Consider the following 17,826-nt stretch of genomic DNA (forward strand, 5'->3'; position numbering starts at 1 on the left):
AGCCGTGGCGCTCCCAAACGAATGCCCGCGAGGCGGGCCAACAGGTGCCGAATGACAACGATTATTACAGTCCGCAAAGGCGGCAAGGTGATCATGGCGGGCGACGGCCAGGTGAGCCTCGGCCAGACCGTGATGAAGGGCAATGCCCGCAAGGTACGCCGCATCGGCAAGGGCGAGGTGATCGCCGGTTTTGCCGGCGCGACCGCCGATGCCTTCACGCTGCTCGACCGGCTCGAGAAGAAGCTCGAACAATATCCCGGCCAGCTGATGCGCGCCGCCGTCGAGCTCGCCAAGGACTGGCGGACGGACAAATACCTGCGCAATCTCGAAGCGATGATGCTGGTTGCCGACAAGTCGACGACTTTGGCCGTCACCGGCAACGGCGACGTGCTGGAGCCCGAGCATGGCGCGATCGCAATCGGCTCCGGCGGCAATTACGCCTATGCCGCGGCCCGCGCCATGATGGATTCGGACAAGTCGGCCGAGGAGATCGCCCGGAAAGCGCTCGATATCGCCGCCGATATCTGCGTCTACACCAACCACAACCTGGTCATCGAAACGCTGGACGCCGATGGCTGAGGGAGCGCCCCGCTATGTGTTTCGCGATGTCGCCGCGGAGGATTTTCCGCTGCTGGCGAAATGGCTCGCCGAGCCGCATATCGCGCAATGGTGGGGAGCGGTCGATGAGGAACTGGCGAGCATCGAGGCATCGATGAAAAGCGTCGAAACCCGGCCGATGATCGTCGAGCTGGAAGGCAGGCCGATCGCCTACCTTCAGTATTACGATCCGCACCTGGAAGAGGACCATCCCTACCAGGATCAGCCCAGGGGCACGCTCGGCATCGATATCTCGATCGGTGACGGGGAGCTGGTCGGCATGGGCCACGGCAGCGCGATCGTCCGCCAGCTCGCCGCCGAACTTTTCGCAGGCGGCGCCGTCAGGCTCGTCATCGATCCCGATCCGGAAAACGCCAGGGCGATCCGCGCCTATGAGAAGGCGGGGTTCCGCCACATCGATACCAGGACATCCATATACGGTCCGGCCCATTTCATGGCGCTGGACGCACCAGAAGAACGGATTTGACATGAGTAACTTTTCACCCCGGGAAATCGTCTCCGAGCTGGATCGGCACATCATCGGCCAGCACGATGCCAAGCGCGCGGTGGCGATCGCCCTGCGCAACCGCTGGCGCCGCCACCAACTCGACGAGAGCCTGCGCGACGAAGTGATGCCGAAGAACATCCTGATGATCGGGCCGACCGGCGTCGGCAAGACGGAAATCTCCCGCCGCCTGGCGAAGCTCGCCGGCGCGCCCTTCATCAAGGTCGAGGCGACCAAATTCACCGAAGTCGGTTATGTCGGCCGCGACGTCGAGCAGATCATTCGCGATCTCGTGGAAGTCGGCATCGGCCTCGTGCGCGAGAAGAAACGCGCCGAAGTGCAGGCCAAGGCCCATATGAGCGCCGAAGAGCGTGTTCTGGATGCCCTCGTCGGCGCCACCGCGTCGCCCGCCACCCGTGAAAGCTTCCGCAAGAAGCTGCGGGCCGGCGAGCTGGACGACAAGGAAATCGATATCGAAGTGGCCGATACCGGCTCCGGCATGCCCGGCTTCGAGATTCCCGGCATGCCGGGCGCCAATATCGGGGTGCTGAATCTCTCGGAAATGTTCGGCAAGGCGATGGGCGGCCGAACCAAGAAGGTCCGCACCACGGTTTCGAAATCCTACGGCGAGCTGATCCGCGACGAATCCGACAAGCTGATCGACAACGAAGTCATCCAGCGCGAGGCCGTACGCTCGGTCGAGAACGACGGCATCGTCTTCCTCGACGAGATCGACAAGATCGCCGCCCGTGACGGCGGGCTCGGCGCCGGCGTTTCCCGCGAGGGCGTGCAGCGCGACCTCCTGCCGCTCGTCGAAGGCACGACCGTTTCCACCAAATACGGGCCGGTCAAGACGGACCATATCCTGTTCATCGCCTCGGGTGCCTTCCACGTGGCGAAACCCTCCGACCTTCTGCCGGAACTGCAGGGCCGCCTGCCGATCCGCGTCGAACTGCGGCCGCTCACCAAGGAGGACTTCCGCCGCATTCTGACCGAAACCGAGGCGAGCCTGATCCGCCAGTACAAGGCGCTGATGGAAACGGAACAGCTGACCCTCGACTTCACCGAGGATGCGATCGATGCGTTGGCGGATGTCGCCGTGCATCTGAACTCTTCGGTCGAGAATATCGGCGCCCGCCGGCTGCAGACCGTGATGGAGCGGGTGCTGGACGAGATCTCCTTCACCGCTCCGGACCAGAGCGGCACGGCGGTGACCATCGACGCGGACTATGTCCGCAAGCATGTGGGCGATCTCGCCGCGGATACCGATCTTTCGCGCTATATTCTTTGATCGGGCGACGTGGCAGTCGGGCAACGTCCGGCTGCCATTTATGAGAATCTGACGATATTTTGAATGCGTCTGCCTCGACAGGCAGCGTATGCTTCACGTAAGGGAGGCGCGCTTTCATGAAGTGATCGACTCCCGGGGTGAGTCGGTTGGAATGACTTTGAGCATCCTGCCGCGATCGGCACTGAAGTCCTGGACACGCAAATCTTGAAACGCATTCTTGTCGCATTGCTTGCCGTTGCCGCCCTGTCGGCTGCCCTGCCTGTTTCAGCGGCAGGGTTGACCGTGGTGCCGGAAGGCAACCGCCACGCCGAACAGCCGAAGATCCCCGGAGCCTCGGTGCGCCGCACCCGGGCAGGCCGCACCACGTTCGACGATAAATACGACAAGATCCGCGATCTGCTCGCCACCGACAAGAAGCTGATCGCCAAGATCAAGGCGACTGCCGCCGATTACGGCATCGAGCCGATCCACATGATCGGGGCGATCGTCGGCGAGCACACCTATAATGTCGACGCCTACGACCGGCTGCAGACTTACTACGTCAAGGCCGCCGCCTATGCCGGCAACAGCTTCCGTTTCGGTTATGGTGACGAGTCGATCAAGGATTTCGTTGCGCGGCCGGAATTCGACAAGTGCGACGACTTCGACGACTCCTATAAGCTCTGGACCTGCCGCGAGAACGTCTGGGAAAAGGCGTTCCGGGACCGGGTCGTCGGCGGCAAGTCCTATCCGGACAACCGCTTCAGCGCGGTGTTCTTCCAGCCCTTCTTTGCCGGCCAGACCTTCGGCCTCGGCCAGGTCAACCCGCTGACGGCGCTGATGCTCTCGGACATGGTGGCGAAGACCTCCGGTTACCCGCAGCTCGACGAGAACAAGGCGGCTGCCGTCTATGACGCGATCATGGACCCCGACAAGTCGCTCGCCTACATGGCCGCCAACATCCGCCGCTCGATCGACGATTACAAGACGATCGCGGGCGTCGATATTTCCCGCAATCCGGGCATCACCGCCACGCTTTACAATACCGGCGGCTCGGCGCAGCGCGCCGCGGCGCTGAGGGCGCGCGGCGGCCTGCCGGAGGAAAACTACTACGGCTGGCTGGTGAACGACAAGCTCGCGGAATTGCGATCCCTTCTCTAGTTGAAATCATGGTCCCGGACGCTGATATTCCGCCGAGGTGATAACCTTCGGAGGATCGCCATGGACATGCGCCCAGAACCCTTCGTCCCGCCGGCGCCGGTGCCGCGCAGCCGACTGCTGACGCCGCCCGAAGTCATCTGGATCGGGCTCCGTAATCCGCTCGAGCTCTGGGGGCAGGGAGCTTACACGCTGCCCTGGATGGAGACGAAGTTCTTCAGGGAACGGACGATCGTCGCCAACCATCCCGATCTCATCCGCCACCTGCTGGTGGACAATGTCGCGAACTACCGGATGTCCGAAGTCCGCCAGCTCGTCTTGCGGCCGATCCTGCGGGATGGCCTGCTAACGGCGGAAGGCCAGGTCTGGAAACGCTGCCGCAAGGCCATGGCCCCGGTCTTCACGCCGAAACATTCGCGCGGCTTTGCCGGCCAGATGCTGGCTGCGACGGAGGAATTCGTCGAGCGCTACGCGGAAGTCGGCCCCGAAGGCGAACTCTTCGACATTTCCGTCGACATGACCGATCTCACCTATGCGATCCTCTCGGAAACGCTGTTTTCCGGCGAGATCGCGGGCGACAAGGAAACCATCTCCGAGGATGTCGACGCGCTCCTTCACCGGATGGGCCGCATCGACCCCATGGACATGATGCGCGCCCCGCCCTGGGTGCCGCGGCTCACCCGTTTCGGCGGCCGGCGGATGCTCGACAAGTTCCGCGGCATCGTCTCGGACACGATGGCCATGCGGCAGGAGCGGATGCGCAGGACGCCGGACGACGTGCCGCAGGATTTCCTGACGCTGCTTCTTGGGCTTGCCGGCCCTGATGGCCTGACCATGGAAGAGATCGAGGACAACATCCTCACCTTCATCGGCGCCGGCCATGAGACGACGGCCCGGGCGCTCGCCTGGACGCTCTATTGCGTCGCCCATTCGCCGCATGTGCGGGAAAGGATGGAGGAGGAGATCGACCGGGTGCTTGCGGAGGATGCCGATCCGGTCGACTGGCTCGAGCTGATGCCTTGGGTGCGTGCCGCCTTCGAAGAGGCATTGCGGCTTTATCCGCCGGCGCCGTCGATCAATCGGGCGGCGATCGAAGCCGACTCCTGGACGAGCCCGGAGGGCGAGACGATCAGGATCGATCCGGACGTCACCGTGCTGGTCATGCCCTGGACGCTGCATCGCCATGAACTGCACTGGGAAAAGCCGCGCGCCTTCATGCCGGAACGGTTCCTGCCGGAAAACCGCGGCAGGCTGAACCGCTTCCAGTATCTCCCTTTCGGCGTCGGCCCGCGCACCTGCATCGGCGCCACCTTCGCGCTGCAGGAAGGGGTGATCGCGCTTGCGGTGCTGATGCACCGCTACCGGTTCGACGCGACGCCGGAAACCAAGGTCTGGCCTGTGCAGAAGCTGACGACCCAGCCGCGGGACGGCATGCCGATGCGGGTCAGCCCGCGGCACTACGGCGCCGTACGACATTGATGGCGCACAGAGGACACCGCTGCGTTTCAATCCGGTGCATCGTACTTTCCGGAAATCGATTCCGATTTTCGGATCGATGCGCAAGGTCTTCCACGGCGAATTGATCTTTGCCGGCCATGCGTTATTGGTCGGGGGACGATCTTCAGGAGTTTCGCGTGGCTTCTCCCTTCCTCCTCGGCATCGATACCGGCGGCACCTACACGGATGCGGTGCTGTTCCGGGAAGGCGAAGGCGTCGTCGCCAAGGCAAAGTCGCTCACCACGCGCCACGATCTTGCAGTCGGCATTGCGGGCGCGGTGGATGCCGCACTCGGCAGGAGCGGCATTTCGGCATCGAAGATCGGCTTGGTTTCCATCTCCACGACGCTCGCGACCAATGCGCTGGTCGAAGGCCAGGGCGGCCGCGCGGCGCTGATCATGATCGGCTTTACCCCGGACGATCTCGCGCGCGGCGGGCTTGCAGAGGCGCTCGGAACCGATCCGGTCGTCTTCCTGCCCGGCGGCCATGATGTGCACGGCAACGAAACGCCGCTCGACATGACGGCGCTGGAAGAAGCGATGGCGTCGTTGTCCGTGGTTGTTTCGTCCTTCGCCGTCGCCGGTTATTTCGCGGTCCGAAATCCGGCTCACGAAATCCGGACGCGGGATCGAATCCGCGAACTCACCCATTTGCCGGTGACCTGCAGTCACGAACTTTCCTCGAAGCTCGGCGGGCCGCGCCGCGCGCTGACGACGCTCCTGAATGCCCGGCTGGTATCGATCATCGACCGGTTGGTCGGCGCCTGCGAGGATTTCCTGGTGCAAAAGGGTATAACCGCGCCGCTAATGGTGGTTCGCGGCGATGGCGCGCTGATCTCCGCGGCGGAAGCGCGGTTGCGGCCGATCGAGACCATTCTCTCCGGCCCGGCGGCAAGCCTCGTCGGAGCCCGGTACCTGACGGGGCTCGCCCAGGCCGTGGTGTCGGATATCGGCGGCACGACCACGGATGTCGCTGTTCTCGACGACGGCCGGCCGAAGCTTGCGGAGGAAGGTGCCGTCGTCGGCGGCCATCGGACGATGGTGGAAGCCGTGGCCCTGCGCACCTACGGGCTTGGCGGTGATTCGGAAATCCACATCGACGATCGCGGCCTGGAAGCCAAGTTCACACTCGGCCCGCGCCGGGTGCTGCCGCTCAGCCTCATCGCGATGGCGCATGATGAATTGGTCGTTTCGGCGCTGGAAAGGCAGCTGCGCGCCTCCCATGCCGGCCGGCATGACGGCCGGTTCGCGGTGCGCACCGGCGTGCCGGAGGCGATGGCCCAGGGCCTGCAGCCGCCGGAACAGGCGCTTTATGCGCGGATCGGCGTTACCCCGATCCCTCTCAACGAACTCCTGACGATGAATTCGCAGAGGGCGATCCTCGACCGGCTGGTGGCCCGGGGGCTCGTGCATCTTTCCGGCATCACGCCGTCCGATGCGCTGCATGTCCTGACCCGGCAGAACCAATGGCGGCAGGAAGCCGCGCAGTTGGGCCTCGCGCTTGCCGCCCGGCGCAAGGACGGGGCCGGACGCGAGATCGCCACATCGGCAGAAGCGCTCGCCGAAAAGATCGTCAACCGGCTGACGCGCCAGTCGGCCGAAGCGGTGCTGTCCGCCTGCCTTGCCGAAGATGGCGCGGAAGCGATCGATCCCGCCGTTTCCCTTGCCGTCGATCGGGCGTTGAAACGTACAGCCGGGATTGCCCGGTTTTCCATCATGCTCGATCGTCCGCTGGTCGGTCTCGGAGCTTCCGCGCCGGTCTATTATCCGGCTGTGGCGGACATGCTTGGCGCCGAACCGGTCATTCCGGTGGATGCGGATGTCGCCAATGCCATCGGCGCCGTGGTCGGTCGGGTTCGTTCCACGGTGACGGTCGTCGTGACGTCTCCGGAGGAAGGGCGTTTCATCCTCTCCGGAGCGGGTGAACGGCTTGTCGTGATCGGCGAGGCCGCGGGCCTGGCGGAGGCCCGCAAGCGTGCCGTCGATGCAGCAATGGCACAGGCAAAGGCGGACGGCGCGGATGATGCAGTCGTGGCCGTCTTCGAGGAACTGGACGCGCCGGAAATCGAAGGCTCGCGAAAACTGGTGGAAGCGCGCGTGACTGCCACGGCGACGGGCCGGCCGAGAATGGCGGCAGGCTGATCTGATGCCCGGAGGCCCAGGCTTAAACATTGCGCACTTTGCTGCAGCCTGTTTCTTCGGCATAAATTGGCCTGCACCTATTCCATTCAGGAAAGAACCGCATGATCACCAATCTCGGCGATCTGGAAATCTACGTCAAAGTCGTGGTCACCGGTAGCATGTCCGCCGCCGCCAAAAGCCTTGGACTCTCCCCCGCCGTGGTTTCCAAGCGCATCAAGCGGCTGGAGGAACAGCTCGGCACCCGGCTTTTGCAGCGCACGACCCGTCAGATCGGCCTGACCGACGCCGGAAGGGGATTTTACGATCGCATCGCCAACGTGCTGACGGGCATCGAGGACGCAGAGCGCTTCGTCTCCGGCGAATCGACGGAGATCACGGGAAACCTGCGGATTTCCGCGCCGACCTCGTTCGGTCGGATGCACATCGCCCCCCACCTGCCGACCTTCATGCAGGCGCATCCGTCTCTGTCGATCGATCTGACGCTCTCGGATGAATTCACGAACATCATCGCGGAGGGTTACGATGTCGCGATCCGTATTTCCGAACTCAAGGATTCGAGTCTTGTTGCCCGCAAACTTGTCCAGGTCCGGCGGATCCTCTGCGCAGCGCCTTCCTACATAGAGCGTTACGGCATTCCCGAAACGATGGAGGAACTCGTGACCCACCATTGCCTGACGGCGCACAACGGCGAGCCCTGGCGTCTCGAAAGCCCCCAGGGGCCGCTGGTCTACCGGCCAGCCGGCCGTCTGAACACCAATTCCAGCGAGGTCATCCGGGAGGCCGTGATCGCCGGCCTCGGCATTGCGCTGCGCTCCACCTGGGATATCGGCACGGAGCTGAAGGAGGGCCGGCTGGTGCGCGTCCTGCCGCAATACGAGGGCTCCAGGAACGTCGCCGTCTCGGCGGTCTATCCCAGCCGCGAGCATCTGCCTTCGAAGGTCCGGGTGTTCATCGAATATCTTGCCGATCTCTATGGTCCGGTGCCCTATTGGGAGAGGTCTGCGAGAGACTAGGATTGTTTCCAGTCAGGCATAAGTCCTTTGAAATTTGTGCCATTGCAATTTGTCCCGTCACCCGTGAGACTCCGCGAAAATTCCGGATCGAGGAGGAGCCGATGGCTCGCATTGAAAAGAACGGTCTCGCGATCGACGAAAAGCTGCATGATTTTCTGGTCAGGGAAGCGCTGCCGGGCACGGGCGTCGATGCCGGCCGGTTCTTCTCGGAGTTTTCGAAGATCGTCCATGATCTCGCGCCCAAAAACCGCGACCTGCTCGCCAAGCGCGATGCCTTCCAGGCGAGGCTCGACGACTGGTACCGCAGGAACGGCGCCCCGAACGATCTGGCCGCCTACGAAGCCTTCCTGCGCGAGATCGGCTACCTGCTGCCGGAAGGCGCGGATTTCACCGTTTCGACCGGCAATGTCGATCCGGAAATCGCCGAAATTGCTGGTCCCCAGCTCGTCGTTCCGGTGATGAACGCCCGTTACGCGCTGAATGCCGCCAATGCCCGCTGGGGTTCGCTCTACGATGCGCTCTACGGCACGGATGCCATCCCCGAGACCGAGGGAGCGGAGAAGGGCAAGGGTTACAATCCGGTTCGCGGCGCAAGGGTCATCGCCTGGGTGCGCGATTTTCTCGACCAGTCCGTGCCGCTCTCCGGCGCGAAATGGACTGACGTGACTTCCTTCGTCATCACCGGCGGCAGGCTGAAGGCCGCTGCCCAGGACGGGCAGACGGTCGAGCTTGCGGATCCGGCGCAGTTTGCCGGTTATCTCGGCGAGCCTTCGGAACCCACGCATATCCTTCTCAGAAAGAACGGTCTCCATATCGAAGTGCTGCTCGACGCCACGACGGCGATCGGCAGGGACGATCCAGCCGGCATTTCCGATGTCTGGCTGGAATCGGCGATCACCGCGATCATGGATTGCGAGGATTCGATCGCGGCTGTCGACGCGGAAGACAAGGTCGTCGTTTACCGCAACTGGCTCGGCCTGATGAAGGGCGACCTGACGGAGGAAGTCTCAAAGGGCGGCAAGACCTTCACCCGCAAGCTCAACCCGGACCTGGAATACAACGCTCCCGATGGCTCGACCTTCGAGGTGAAGTGCCGCTCCCTGATGCTGATCCGCAATGTCGGCCACCTGATGACCAATCCGGCCGTTCTCGACCGCGAGGGCAACGAGGTTCCCGAAGGCATCATGGATGCGATGGTCACCGCACTGATCGCCATCCACGATATCGGCCCGAACGGGCGGCGGAAGAACTCCCGGCATGGTTCCATGTATGTCGTGAAGCCGAAGATGCATGGGCCGGAGGAGGTCGCCTTCGCCTGCGAAATCTTCTCCCGTGTCGAGCAGGCGCTCGGCCTGCCGACCAATACGATGAAGATGGGCATCATGGACGAGGAGCGCCGCACGACGGTGAACCTCAAGGCCTGCATCCGCGAGGCGCGCGAGCGGGTGGTCTTCATCAATACCGGTTTCCTCGACCGCACCGGCGACGAGATCCATACCTCCATGGAAGCCGGCCCGATGATCCGCAAGGGCGACATGAAACAGGCGGCCTGGATTGCCGCTTACGAGAATTGGAACGTCGACATCGGCCTCGAATGCGGTCTCTCCGGCCACGCCCAGATCGGCAAAGGCATGTGGGCCATGCCCGACCTGATGGCGGCGATGCTGGAACAGAAGATCGCCCATCCGAAGGCGGGCGCCAACACCGCCTGGGTGCCGTCGCCGACGGCGGCCACGCTGCATGCCACGCATTATCACAAGGTGGATGTTGCCGCCGTACAGGCCGGCCTCCGGAGCCGCGCCCGCGCGAAGCTCTCCGATATTCTTTCGGTTCCGGTCGCGCCGCGACCCAACTGGACGCCGGAGGAGATCCAGCGCGAGCTCGACAACAATGCCCAGGGCATTCTCGGTTATGTGGTGCGCTGGATCGACCAGGGCGTCGGCTGCTCCAAGGTTCCGGACATCAACAATATCGGCTTGATGGAAGACCGGGCGACGCTGCGCATTTCCGCCCAGCACATGGCGAACTGGCTTCATCACAAGCTGATCGGCGAAGAACAGGTCGTCGAGACGATGAAGCGCATGACGGCGGTCGTCGACGGCCAGAATGCCGGCGACCCCCTCTATCGCCCGATGGCCACGGATTTCGACGGTTCCGTCGCCTTCCAGGCAGCGCTCGATCTGGTGCTGAAAGGCCGCGAGCAGCCGAACGGCTATACCGAGCCCGTGCTGCATCGCCGCCGTCTGGAATTGAAGGCGAAGCTTGCGGGTTAAGCGCTGAGCGCATCCGGTTGCCGCCATCTTCTCCCCGTAATCGCGGGAAACTTGCCGCGCTGGTTTCCGCGATCTCACGTTGAGTGGGGCACGTTTCCTCCCTCCGTACGTGGGGAGAGGGTTAAGGGTGAGCGGCAAACTTCAACACAAGCGTCAAAACGAAAAAGGCCGCCCGGTATCTCCCGGCGGCCTTTTCTCATTCTCGTCGAATTTTGCGATTACTGGATAACCACGACCTTGGTCTGGCGGCCCGGACGGACGCGGCTATAGAGGTCGATGATGTCCTGGTTCATCAGCCGGATGCAGCCGGACGAAGCGGCGGTGCCGATGGAAGCCCATTCCGGCGTGCCATGCAGGCGGAAGAGCGTGTCCTGGCCCTTTTCGTTGAAAAGGTACATGGCGCGCGCGCCGAGAGGATTGCTGAGGCCCGGCCCCATGCCGTCCTCGACATACTTGGCGACGTCGGGGCGGCGGGCAGCCATTTCCTTCGGCGGATGCCAGGTCGGCCATTCCTGCTTCCAGGCGACATAGGCCGTGCCGGACCAGGCAAAACCCTGCTTGCCGACGCCGATGCCGTAGCGCATCGCGCGGCCGTTCGGCAGGACGTAGTACAGGTGGCGTTCACGCGTGTTGACGACGATCGTGCCCGGCTTTTCGTCGGTCGAATAGTTGACGACCTGGCGGACGAACTTCTTGTCCACCCGCGTGATCGGGATGGCCGGCAGAGTATAGCCGGCATCCTTTACCGAACCGTAGGAGTCGGAGAAGATCTGTTCGGTGTAGCTGACGCCGGCGACCTGGGCGCCGGGATTCGCGGTGGAGCAACCGGCCAGGGCAGCGGTAGCCAACAGGCCGAGTACGAGCATGCTATTGCGGAGGCGCATGGAAATCTCTTGGATAACGAATCGATTGAGACGGGTGTATGACCACCTTTGATGACGGGTTATTTTCGATTAGATTACGCTTGGCAAGCGCTGCAATGCGTCAAATGAGAGCCGGCGCATGATTGAAAAACGCCATTGCGTTTTTGCAACATCCTTAGGCGCGGTATCCGGGAATTCATGACTATACTCAACCTTGCGAGTAACAATCCGTTAATAGATGGACGCCAGTCGGCCCGCGCCATGCTGGTGCGCAAGGGCGTGCAGATATTGCTGCACGACATGCGCCATGCGGTTCTGCCGGAACTGGTGCTGGCGAGCGGCCGGCGCGCCGACCTCGTGACGATCTCGGAAAAGGGCGAGATCTGGATCGTCGAGATCAAGACCTCCATCGAGGATTTTCGCGTCGATCGCAAATGGCCGGAATATCGCGCCTATTGCGACCGGCTGTTCTTCGCCACACACAAGGATGTGCCGCTGGAGATCTTCCCGGAAGACTGCGGCCTCTTCCTTTCGGACGGTTATGGCGGGCATCTGCTGCGTGAAGCGCCGGAACACAAGCTGCCGCCGGCCACCCGCAAGGCGATGACGCTCAACTTCTCCCGCGCCGCCGCCCAGCGCCTGATGCTGGCCGAATGGGCGACCGGCAAGAGTTTCGAAGGCGCCGAGGAAGGGGGCGCTTGATCACTTCGGCGCGCGCTTGGCCAGGATGCGCTGCAGTGTGCGGCGATGCATGTTGAGGCGGCGGGCGGTCTCGGAGACGTTCCGTTCGCACATTTCGTAGACGCGCTGGATGTGTTCCCAGCGCACCCGGTCCGCCGACATCGGATTTTCCGGCACGTCTGCCCGTTCGCCCGGTCGTTGGGTGAGGGCGCCGAAGATATCGTCGGCGTCGGCGGGCTTGGCGAGATAGTCGAGCGCTCCGAGCTTCACGGCCGTCACCGCCGTCGCGATATTGCCGTAACCGGTCAGCACGATCACCTTGGTGTCCTCGCGGCTCTGGCGGATCGCCTCGATCACGTCGAGACCGTTGCCGTCGCCGAGCCTCAGGTCGACCACCGCATATTTCGGCGGTCGCGCCTTCGACTTGGCGATGCCTTCCGCCACCGACTCCGCCGTATCGACCACGAAACCGCGGCTTTCCATGGCACGGGCCAGACGGCGCAGGAACGGGCCGTCGTCATCGACGATCAGCAGGGACGGGTCGGGGCCAAGGCCGGAGTCGACATGAGCCGTAGTCTGTTCCACGTGTGTTTCCATTCTCTTCCACTCCGCGGGATCTTCGAAGGTCCCGCTTTCTTTCATTATGAGCGTTCGGCGCGCCTTGGCCAACTCATTTCGAGTCAGCCGCTTCCATCACGGAACGCGGCCACTCGATATGGATGCGGGCGCCAGGCTCGCCGCCATCGCGATTCCCGAACCGGATGGAAGCCCCCGAGCGTTCGAGCAGCGTCTTGGCGATGAAGAGGCCAAGCCCGAGGCCGCCCGCCCGCTCGTCCTCTCGCGGCCTCTTCGTCATATAGGGTTCGCCGATCCTCGAAAGAATATCCGGCGCATAACCCTGGCCGTCATCTTCGATGGTGATCGCCACTCGCTCGGTATCGTGCTCGACGGTGACGATCACCTTGCTCCTGGCATAGTCGACGGCGTTTTCGATCAGATTGCCGAGCCCATATATGATGCCGGCATTGCGGCTGCCGATCGGCTCGCTGGCGCGTTCATTCCGTTCGATGAGTTCGATCTCGATGCCGAACTGCCGATGCGGCGCTACCACCTCCTCGACCAGCGAAGAAAGCGGTAGCCGGCGCATATGCTCCTCGCTTTCGGCCGAAAGCGAGGTGAGCCGGCGAAGGATGTCGCGGCAACGTTCGCTCTGGCTTCGCAGAAGCTGCACGTCTTCACGGAACCGCTCGTCGCCGGCAAGCTCGCGCTCCATCTCCTTGGCGACGACGCTGATCGTCGCAAGCGGCGTGCCGAGTTCGTGCGCTGCCGCCGCCGCCAGCCCGTCGAGTTGAGAAAGATGTTTTTCCCGTTCCAGAACCAGTTCGGTGGCGGCCAGCGCATCCGCAAGCAGCGTTGCCTCGTGGGAAACGCGATAGGCATAAAACGCCGCGAACATCATCATCGAGGCGATGGAGCACCAGACCCCGAGTTGCATCACCGGCTGGATCCGCAGCGTCTCGCCTTCGTACCAGGGCACGGCATAGGGCGAAAAGGCGAGCACCGTGGTGCAGACCAGGGCGAAGACGATCAGCACCAGCGAATGGCGGAGCGGCTGCGAGGCAAAGGCGATGATGACCGGCACGCAGATCAGCGGCGCGAACGGATTGGCCAGTCCTCCGGTGATGAACAGCAGTGCCGCCATCTGCAGAAGGTCGAAGCCGAGCAATGCCAGCGCCGATTTCGGCCCCAGCCGATGGGTCGGCGGAAACCAGGCCGACAGCGCGAGATTGGCGACCGCCAACGCGCCGATAAGGATGCCGGCCTCCTGAAGAGGCAGCGGAAACCTGAGCAGCAATCCGACGATCACCACGGTGATCGTCTGGCCGGCGACCGCGAGCCAGCGCAGCCGCACCAGCGTCTGAAGCCGGATGCGCCGGCTCGACGGGCCGAATTGCGCAAAACGCACGGAGGGACTGTCTACGCTCACGGTCTGCCTTCATCTTCCGCGATATCTGGGATCGCTTTCTTAAACCGGCACGACGTCAGGTCGCAGGCGGCATTCTGTCACGTCCCGCGCGGTTTGGCACGCGTGGTCGGCTGCGCTTCCGCAGGGTCCTCCGGCCAGGGATGTTTGGGATAACGTCCGCGCATTTCGGCGCGCACATCCTTCCAGGAGCCGGCCCAGAAACCCGGCAGGTCCCGCGTCGTCTGGATCGGCCGATGCGCCGGCGAGGTCAATTCGAGAAGCAGCGGCAGTCTTCCGCCGGCGATCGCCGGGTGTTTCTTGAGCCCGAACAGCTCCTGCACCCGGATCGCCAGAACGGGCTCCTCGCCGTCGTAGCGGATCGGATGGCGCTCGCCGGTCGGCGCTTCGAAATGCGTCGGCGCCAGCTTGTTGAGATCCTGCGCGACGTCATGCGGAATGAGCGATCTGAGCCCCTCCGAAAGACTTCCGGGATTGATCGCATCCAGGCCGGATGCACTCCCCTGGAACGGAACGAACCAGTCTTCCAGCCGGTCGAGCAGTGTTTCGTCGCCCATGTCCGGCCATGGCTCGCCGATCGAACGGTGCAGGAAGCCGATCCGGTCCCGCAGCTGGGCACCCTCTTTTGAAAAAGGCAGAACCTGAAGTCCCAGCTCCCGCACCCCATCGGCGAGCGCCCGCGCAACCTGCTCCCCGCTCGGCCGGGGCAGCGGCTTTTCTTCGAAGATGATGGCGCCGAGCCGCGTGACCCTGCGGGCACGCACCTGGCGGCTCGCCCCGTCGAAAAAACACTCGTCCTTCCGGACGATCGCGCCGGAAAGCTCCGCCTCCACCTCGGCGCGGCTGATTCCGGCTGCCGCGAGGATGCGCGCCTGCGCGGCCCGCCCGGTCAGATCGGCGACGACCAGCATCTGCGACGCCGCGAGCCGCTCCGTTTCCGGCAGTTCCGCACCGCGACCGTTGGCCATCACGAAACGCCCGCGTCCGCCTCGCTGCAGCGCGATCCGGTCCGGAAAGGCATGCATAAGAAGCCGGCCCGCCGGGACCGGTTCGCCGGACTGCTGCCCCTTGGGCAGGTTCGAGGCGATCCGCTCGGCAAGCTTTCTTGCCGCTTCGGCCCGTTCGCCTCGCTCGTTTCGGAACCGTCGCAGCCGCTCGTCGAGATCGACGTCGCCACCGCCAAGCCCCTGTTCGGTCAGGAGCACCGCCAGCAGGCCGGCCTGCCGCCCGAAACCTTCTTTTGCCGCCGAAATCGCCATGGCGGAAAGCCGGGGCGGAAGCGCCAGTTCGCGCATCAGCCGGCCCTTTTCGGTCAGCCCGCCCTGGGCATCCAGGGCATCGAGCTGGGTAAGCAACGCCCTGGCCTCGTTGAAGGCCGGTCCGGGCGGCGGATCGAGGAAGGCAAGCGCCTTCGGATCCTGCACGCCCCAGTGGGCGAGGTCGAGCACGAGCCCGGAAAGATCGCTTGCCAGGATCTGCGGCGGCGTGAATGCCGGAAGTGCCGCCGTCTGCCCCACATGCCAGAGCCGGATCGCGATGCCTGGCTCCGTACGGCCGGCGCGACCCGCCCGCTGATCGGCAGAGGCGCGGGAAACGCGCACCGTCTCCAGCCGCGTGATCCCGGTCGAAGGCTCGAAGACCGGCAGGCGCTGCAATCCGCTGTCAATGACGATCCGGACCCCGTCGATGGTGATCGAGGTTTCGGCGATCGATGTGGCGAGCACGATCTTGCGGGTCCCCGCCGGCGCCGGCCTGATCGCCAGGTCCTGTTCCTTCTGGGAAAGATTGCCGTAAAGCGGCACGATCACGGTTTCCTGTCCGAACCGGCCCTGGAGCCGTTCGGTCGTGCGTGTGATTTCCGCCTGTCCCGGCAGGAAAGCCAGGATCGACCCGGTTTCGTCCGCATGCGCCTCGGTGATGGCGCGCGTCATCGCATCTTCGATCCGCTCGTTCGGCATCCGGTCCCGATGCCGGATGTCGATCGGAAAAGTCCGGCCCTCGCTCTCGATGACCGGCGCCCGCCGATCACCGTTGGCGAGCAGCCCGGCCACCCGTTCCACATCCAATGTCGCCGACATCACGAGGACCCGCAGGTCGTCGCGCAAGGCCGATTGCACGTCGAGCGCCAGCGCCAGCCCGAAATCCGCATCCAGCGAACGTTCGTGGAACTCGTCGAAGATCACCGCGGAAACCCCGGCAAGCTCCGGATCGTCGAGGATCATGCGGGTGAAAACGCCTTCCGTCACCACCTCGATGCGGGTCCGCGAAGAAACCCGGTTGTCGAGCCGCATGCGATAGCCGACCCGTTCTCCGACATTCTCGTCAAGGAGCGAGGCCATGCGCGACGCCGCCGCACGCGCTGCAAGCCGCCGCGGCTCGAGCAGGATGATCTTGCCCGTGCACCATGCTTCGTCGAGCAGTGCGAGCGGCACGACCGTCGTCTTGCCGGCGCCCGGCGGCGCGGACAGCACGGCGCGGGTTCCCCCGGAAAGCGCGGCCGTGATCTCTTCCAGAACCTCGCAAACAGGGAGTTTCGGCAGGTTTTTCGCAATCGGCCCGCCCTCATGCGAAACGCTCATCGGCGGGAAACCCGGCCGCTTGCGTGCCGATAGGCGAGGATGGCTCCGGCGAGATCTTCGAGCGCCGCGCCCACCGACTTGAAGAGCGTGATCTCGTCTGCGCTCGTGCGGCCGGGATGTCTGCCTTGCGCGAGTTCCGCCATTTCCGCCCTGATGTCGTCCTTTGTCAGGACCCCGTTCTGGATCGGCAGTACGATATCGCCCCCCTCCTTGGTCGCTCCGGCGCGCGTGTCGACGAAGATCGACGAACGGCGAACCGCCTCGTCGTCGCTTTCCCGCATGGTCGGTTTGTAGGCACCGACGAGATCGAGGTGGGTTCCGGGCTTCAGCCATTCGCCGCGGATCAGCGGCTCGCTGGAAAGCGTCGCGCAGGAAACGATGTCGGCGTCGCGTGCGGCTTCGGAGAGATCATGGGCGACGGCCGCATTCAATCCGAGCGCCTTGGCGTCCCTTGCGGTCTCCTCGGCCTTTGCCTGACTGCGTCCCCAGATCAGGAAGCGCTTCAGGGGCCGCGTCGCCGCATGGGCCTGCATCAGGTTGAGCGACAGCCGGCCGGTGCCGACCATCAGCATCGTTTCGGCATCTACGCGCGCGAGGTACTTGGATGCCAGTGCGGAGGTGGCGGCGGTGCGTCTTGCGGTGAGTTCGCCGCCCTCGACCATGGCCAGCATCTCGCCGGTCTTGCCCGAGGAGAGGAGATAACTGCCTATGATGGTCGGTAGCGCGCGAAGATGATTGTCCGGAAAGAGGTTGAGGATCTTGACCCCGATATGCTCGCCCGGCACCCAGGCCGGCATCAGCAGCATGACGGCATTCGCCTCGCCCGGTACCTCCATGTCGTGATGATGGCGCACCGGCATGACGCAGTCGCTGCGGAACATCGCCTCGACCGCTTCGATGAGTTCCGGGAAGGGAAGTGCTGCGCGTGTCTGTTCCTCGTCCAATACCAGCATGCCAAACTCCATAGCCGAATATGGCCGCACCCTAGCAATCCGGATCGGCGGCGGAAAAGCGGTTTTTGCGCTCGTAAAACTGCTCTTTTCTTAATCTGTGCGTATTTTTAATGCGGTTTCGGGGTTGAATCCGGGGGCGGCGAAGAAAAATGACATTTTTTTAAAAACCGCTGTTGACGGCTGAGGGGGGGTGTGAGTATAAGCCGTGTCACTGACGAGGGCGGCGGCGCTTTTGGCGACGACGATCTTCGTTCTGGAGAAATTTTGGTTTCTTCTGCACAATCTCTGAGAAGTTGGCTGGAATGCTGATGG

The 17,826-nt window shown here is 63.7% G+C and carries 15 protein-coding genes; 9 read left to right on the plus strand and 6 right to left on the minus strand.

Features of this window, described 5'->3' with window-relative positions:
• Positions 1-51: 51 nt before the first annotated feature.
• From hslV to DMO26_RS23860, 8 genes are all read left to right on the plus strand, one after another.
• Positions 52-579 carry an ATP-dependent protease subunit HslV gene (hslV, locus tag DMO26_RS23825; RefSeq protein WP_117194652.1) on the plus strand — a complete coding sequence of 176 codons (528 nt, stop codon included), beginning with the start codon at positions 52-54 and terminating at the stop codon, positions 577-579.
• Complete coding sequence (locus tag DMO26_RS23830) at positions 572-1,084, plus strand: GNAT family N-acetyltransferase (protein WP_117194653.1); 513 nt, start codon at positions 572-574, stop codon at positions 1,082-1,084. The genes hslV and DMO26_RS23830 overlap by 8 nt, the downstream gene beginning before the upstream one ends.
• Before the next feature lies 1 nt (position 1,085).
• A complete protein-coding gene (gene hslU, locus DMO26_RS23835; protein WP_117194654.1) occupies positions 1,086-2,393 on the plus strand; it encodes an ATP-dependent protease ATPase subunit HslU in 1,308 nt (435 codons plus the stop codon).
• A 204-nt stretch (positions 2,394-2,597) separates the two neighbouring features.
• Positions 2,598-3,533: a DUF1402 family protein gene (locus DMO26_RS23840; protein WP_117194655.1), complete on the plus strand. Its 936-nt coding sequence runs from the start codon at positions 2,598-2,600 to the stop codon at positions 3,531-3,533.
• A 60-nt stretch (positions 3,534-3,593) separates the two neighbouring features.
• On the plus strand, positions 3,594-5,009 hold the full coding sequence (locus DMO26_RS23845) for a cytochrome P450 (RefSeq protein WP_117194656.1): 1,416 nt from the start codon (positions 3,594-3,596) through the stop codon (positions 5,007-5,009).
• A gap of 155 nt (positions 5,010-5,164) precedes the next feature.
• Positions 5,165-7,168, plus strand: a complete 2,004-nt coding sequence (locus tag DMO26_RS23850; protein WP_162895039.1) for a hydantoinase/oxoprolinase family protein — start codon at positions 5,165-5,167, stop codon at positions 7,166-7,168.
• A gap of 104 nt (positions 7,169-7,272) precedes the next feature.
• Positions 7,273-8,181, plus strand: a complete 909-nt coding sequence (locus tag DMO26_RS23855; RefSeq protein WP_117194682.1) for a LysR family transcriptional regulator — start codon at positions 7,273-7,275, stop codon at positions 8,179-8,181.
• 101 nt (positions 8,182-8,282) lie between these two features.
• On the plus strand, positions 8,283-10,454 hold the full coding sequence (locus DMO26_RS23860) for a malate synthase G (RefSeq protein ID WP_117194658.1): 2,172 nt from the start codon (positions 8,283-8,285) through the stop codon (positions 10,452-10,454).
• Positions 10,455-10,672: 218 nt separating this feature from the next.
• Here the strand turns inward: DMO26_RS23860 and DMO26_RS23865 are convergent, their stop codons facing one another.
• A complete protein-coding gene (locus DMO26_RS23865; protein ID WP_117194659.1) occupies positions 10,673-11,338 on the minus strand; it encodes a L,D-transpeptidase in 666 nt (221 codons plus the stop codon).
• 177 nt (positions 11,339-11,515) lie between these two features.
• Between DMO26_RS23865 and DMO26_RS23870 the strand changes: the two genes are divergently transcribed.
• Positions 11,516-12,019, plus strand: coding sequence for an MmcB family DNA repair protein (locus DMO26_RS23870; protein ID WP_117194683.1), 504 nt, complete (start codon positions 11,516-11,518; stop codon positions 12,017-12,019).
• Here the strand turns inward: DMO26_RS23870 and DMO26_RS23875 are convergent, their stop codons facing one another.
• The 5 genes from DMO26_RS23875 to DMO26_RS34190 form a co-directional block, all read right to left on the minus strand.
• A complete protein-coding gene (locus DMO26_RS23875; protein WP_117194684.1) occupies positions 12,020-12,595 on the minus strand; it encodes an ActR/PrrA/RegA family redox response regulator transcription factor in 576 nt (191 codons plus the stop codon).
• 73 nt (positions 12,596-12,668) lie between these two features.
• On the minus strand, positions 12,669-13,985 hold the full coding sequence (locus DMO26_RS23880; protein ID WP_226951404.1) for an ActS/PrrB/RegB family redox-sensitive histidine kinase: 1,317 nt from the start codon (positions 13,983-13,985) through the stop codon (positions 12,669-12,671).
• 77 nt (positions 13,986-14,062) lie between these two features.
• Positions 14,063-16,561, minus strand: a complete 2,499-nt coding sequence (gene hrpB / locus DMO26_RS23885; protein ID WP_117194661.1) for an ATP-dependent helicase HrpB — start codon at positions 16,559-16,561, stop codon at positions 14,063-14,065.
• Entirely contained in the window at positions 16,558-17,514 is a 957-nt protein-coding gene (locus DMO26_RS23890; protein ID WP_117194662.1) for an ornithine cyclodeaminase family protein, read from the minus strand. Before DMO26_RS23890 ends, hrpB begins: the two co-directional genes overlap by 4 nt.
• Positions 17,515-17,604: 90 nt before the next feature.
• On the minus strand, positions 17,605-17,826 hold a 222-nt coding region (locus tag DMO26_RS34190; RefSeq protein ID WP_205421257.1), incomplete at its 5' end, for a hypothetical protein.

It is taken from the genome of Rhizobium terrae (assembly GCF_003425685.1).
Classification (GTDB): Bacteria; Pseudomonadota; Alphaproteobacteria; order Rhizobiales; family Rhizobiaceae; genus Neorhizobium; species Neorhizobium terrae.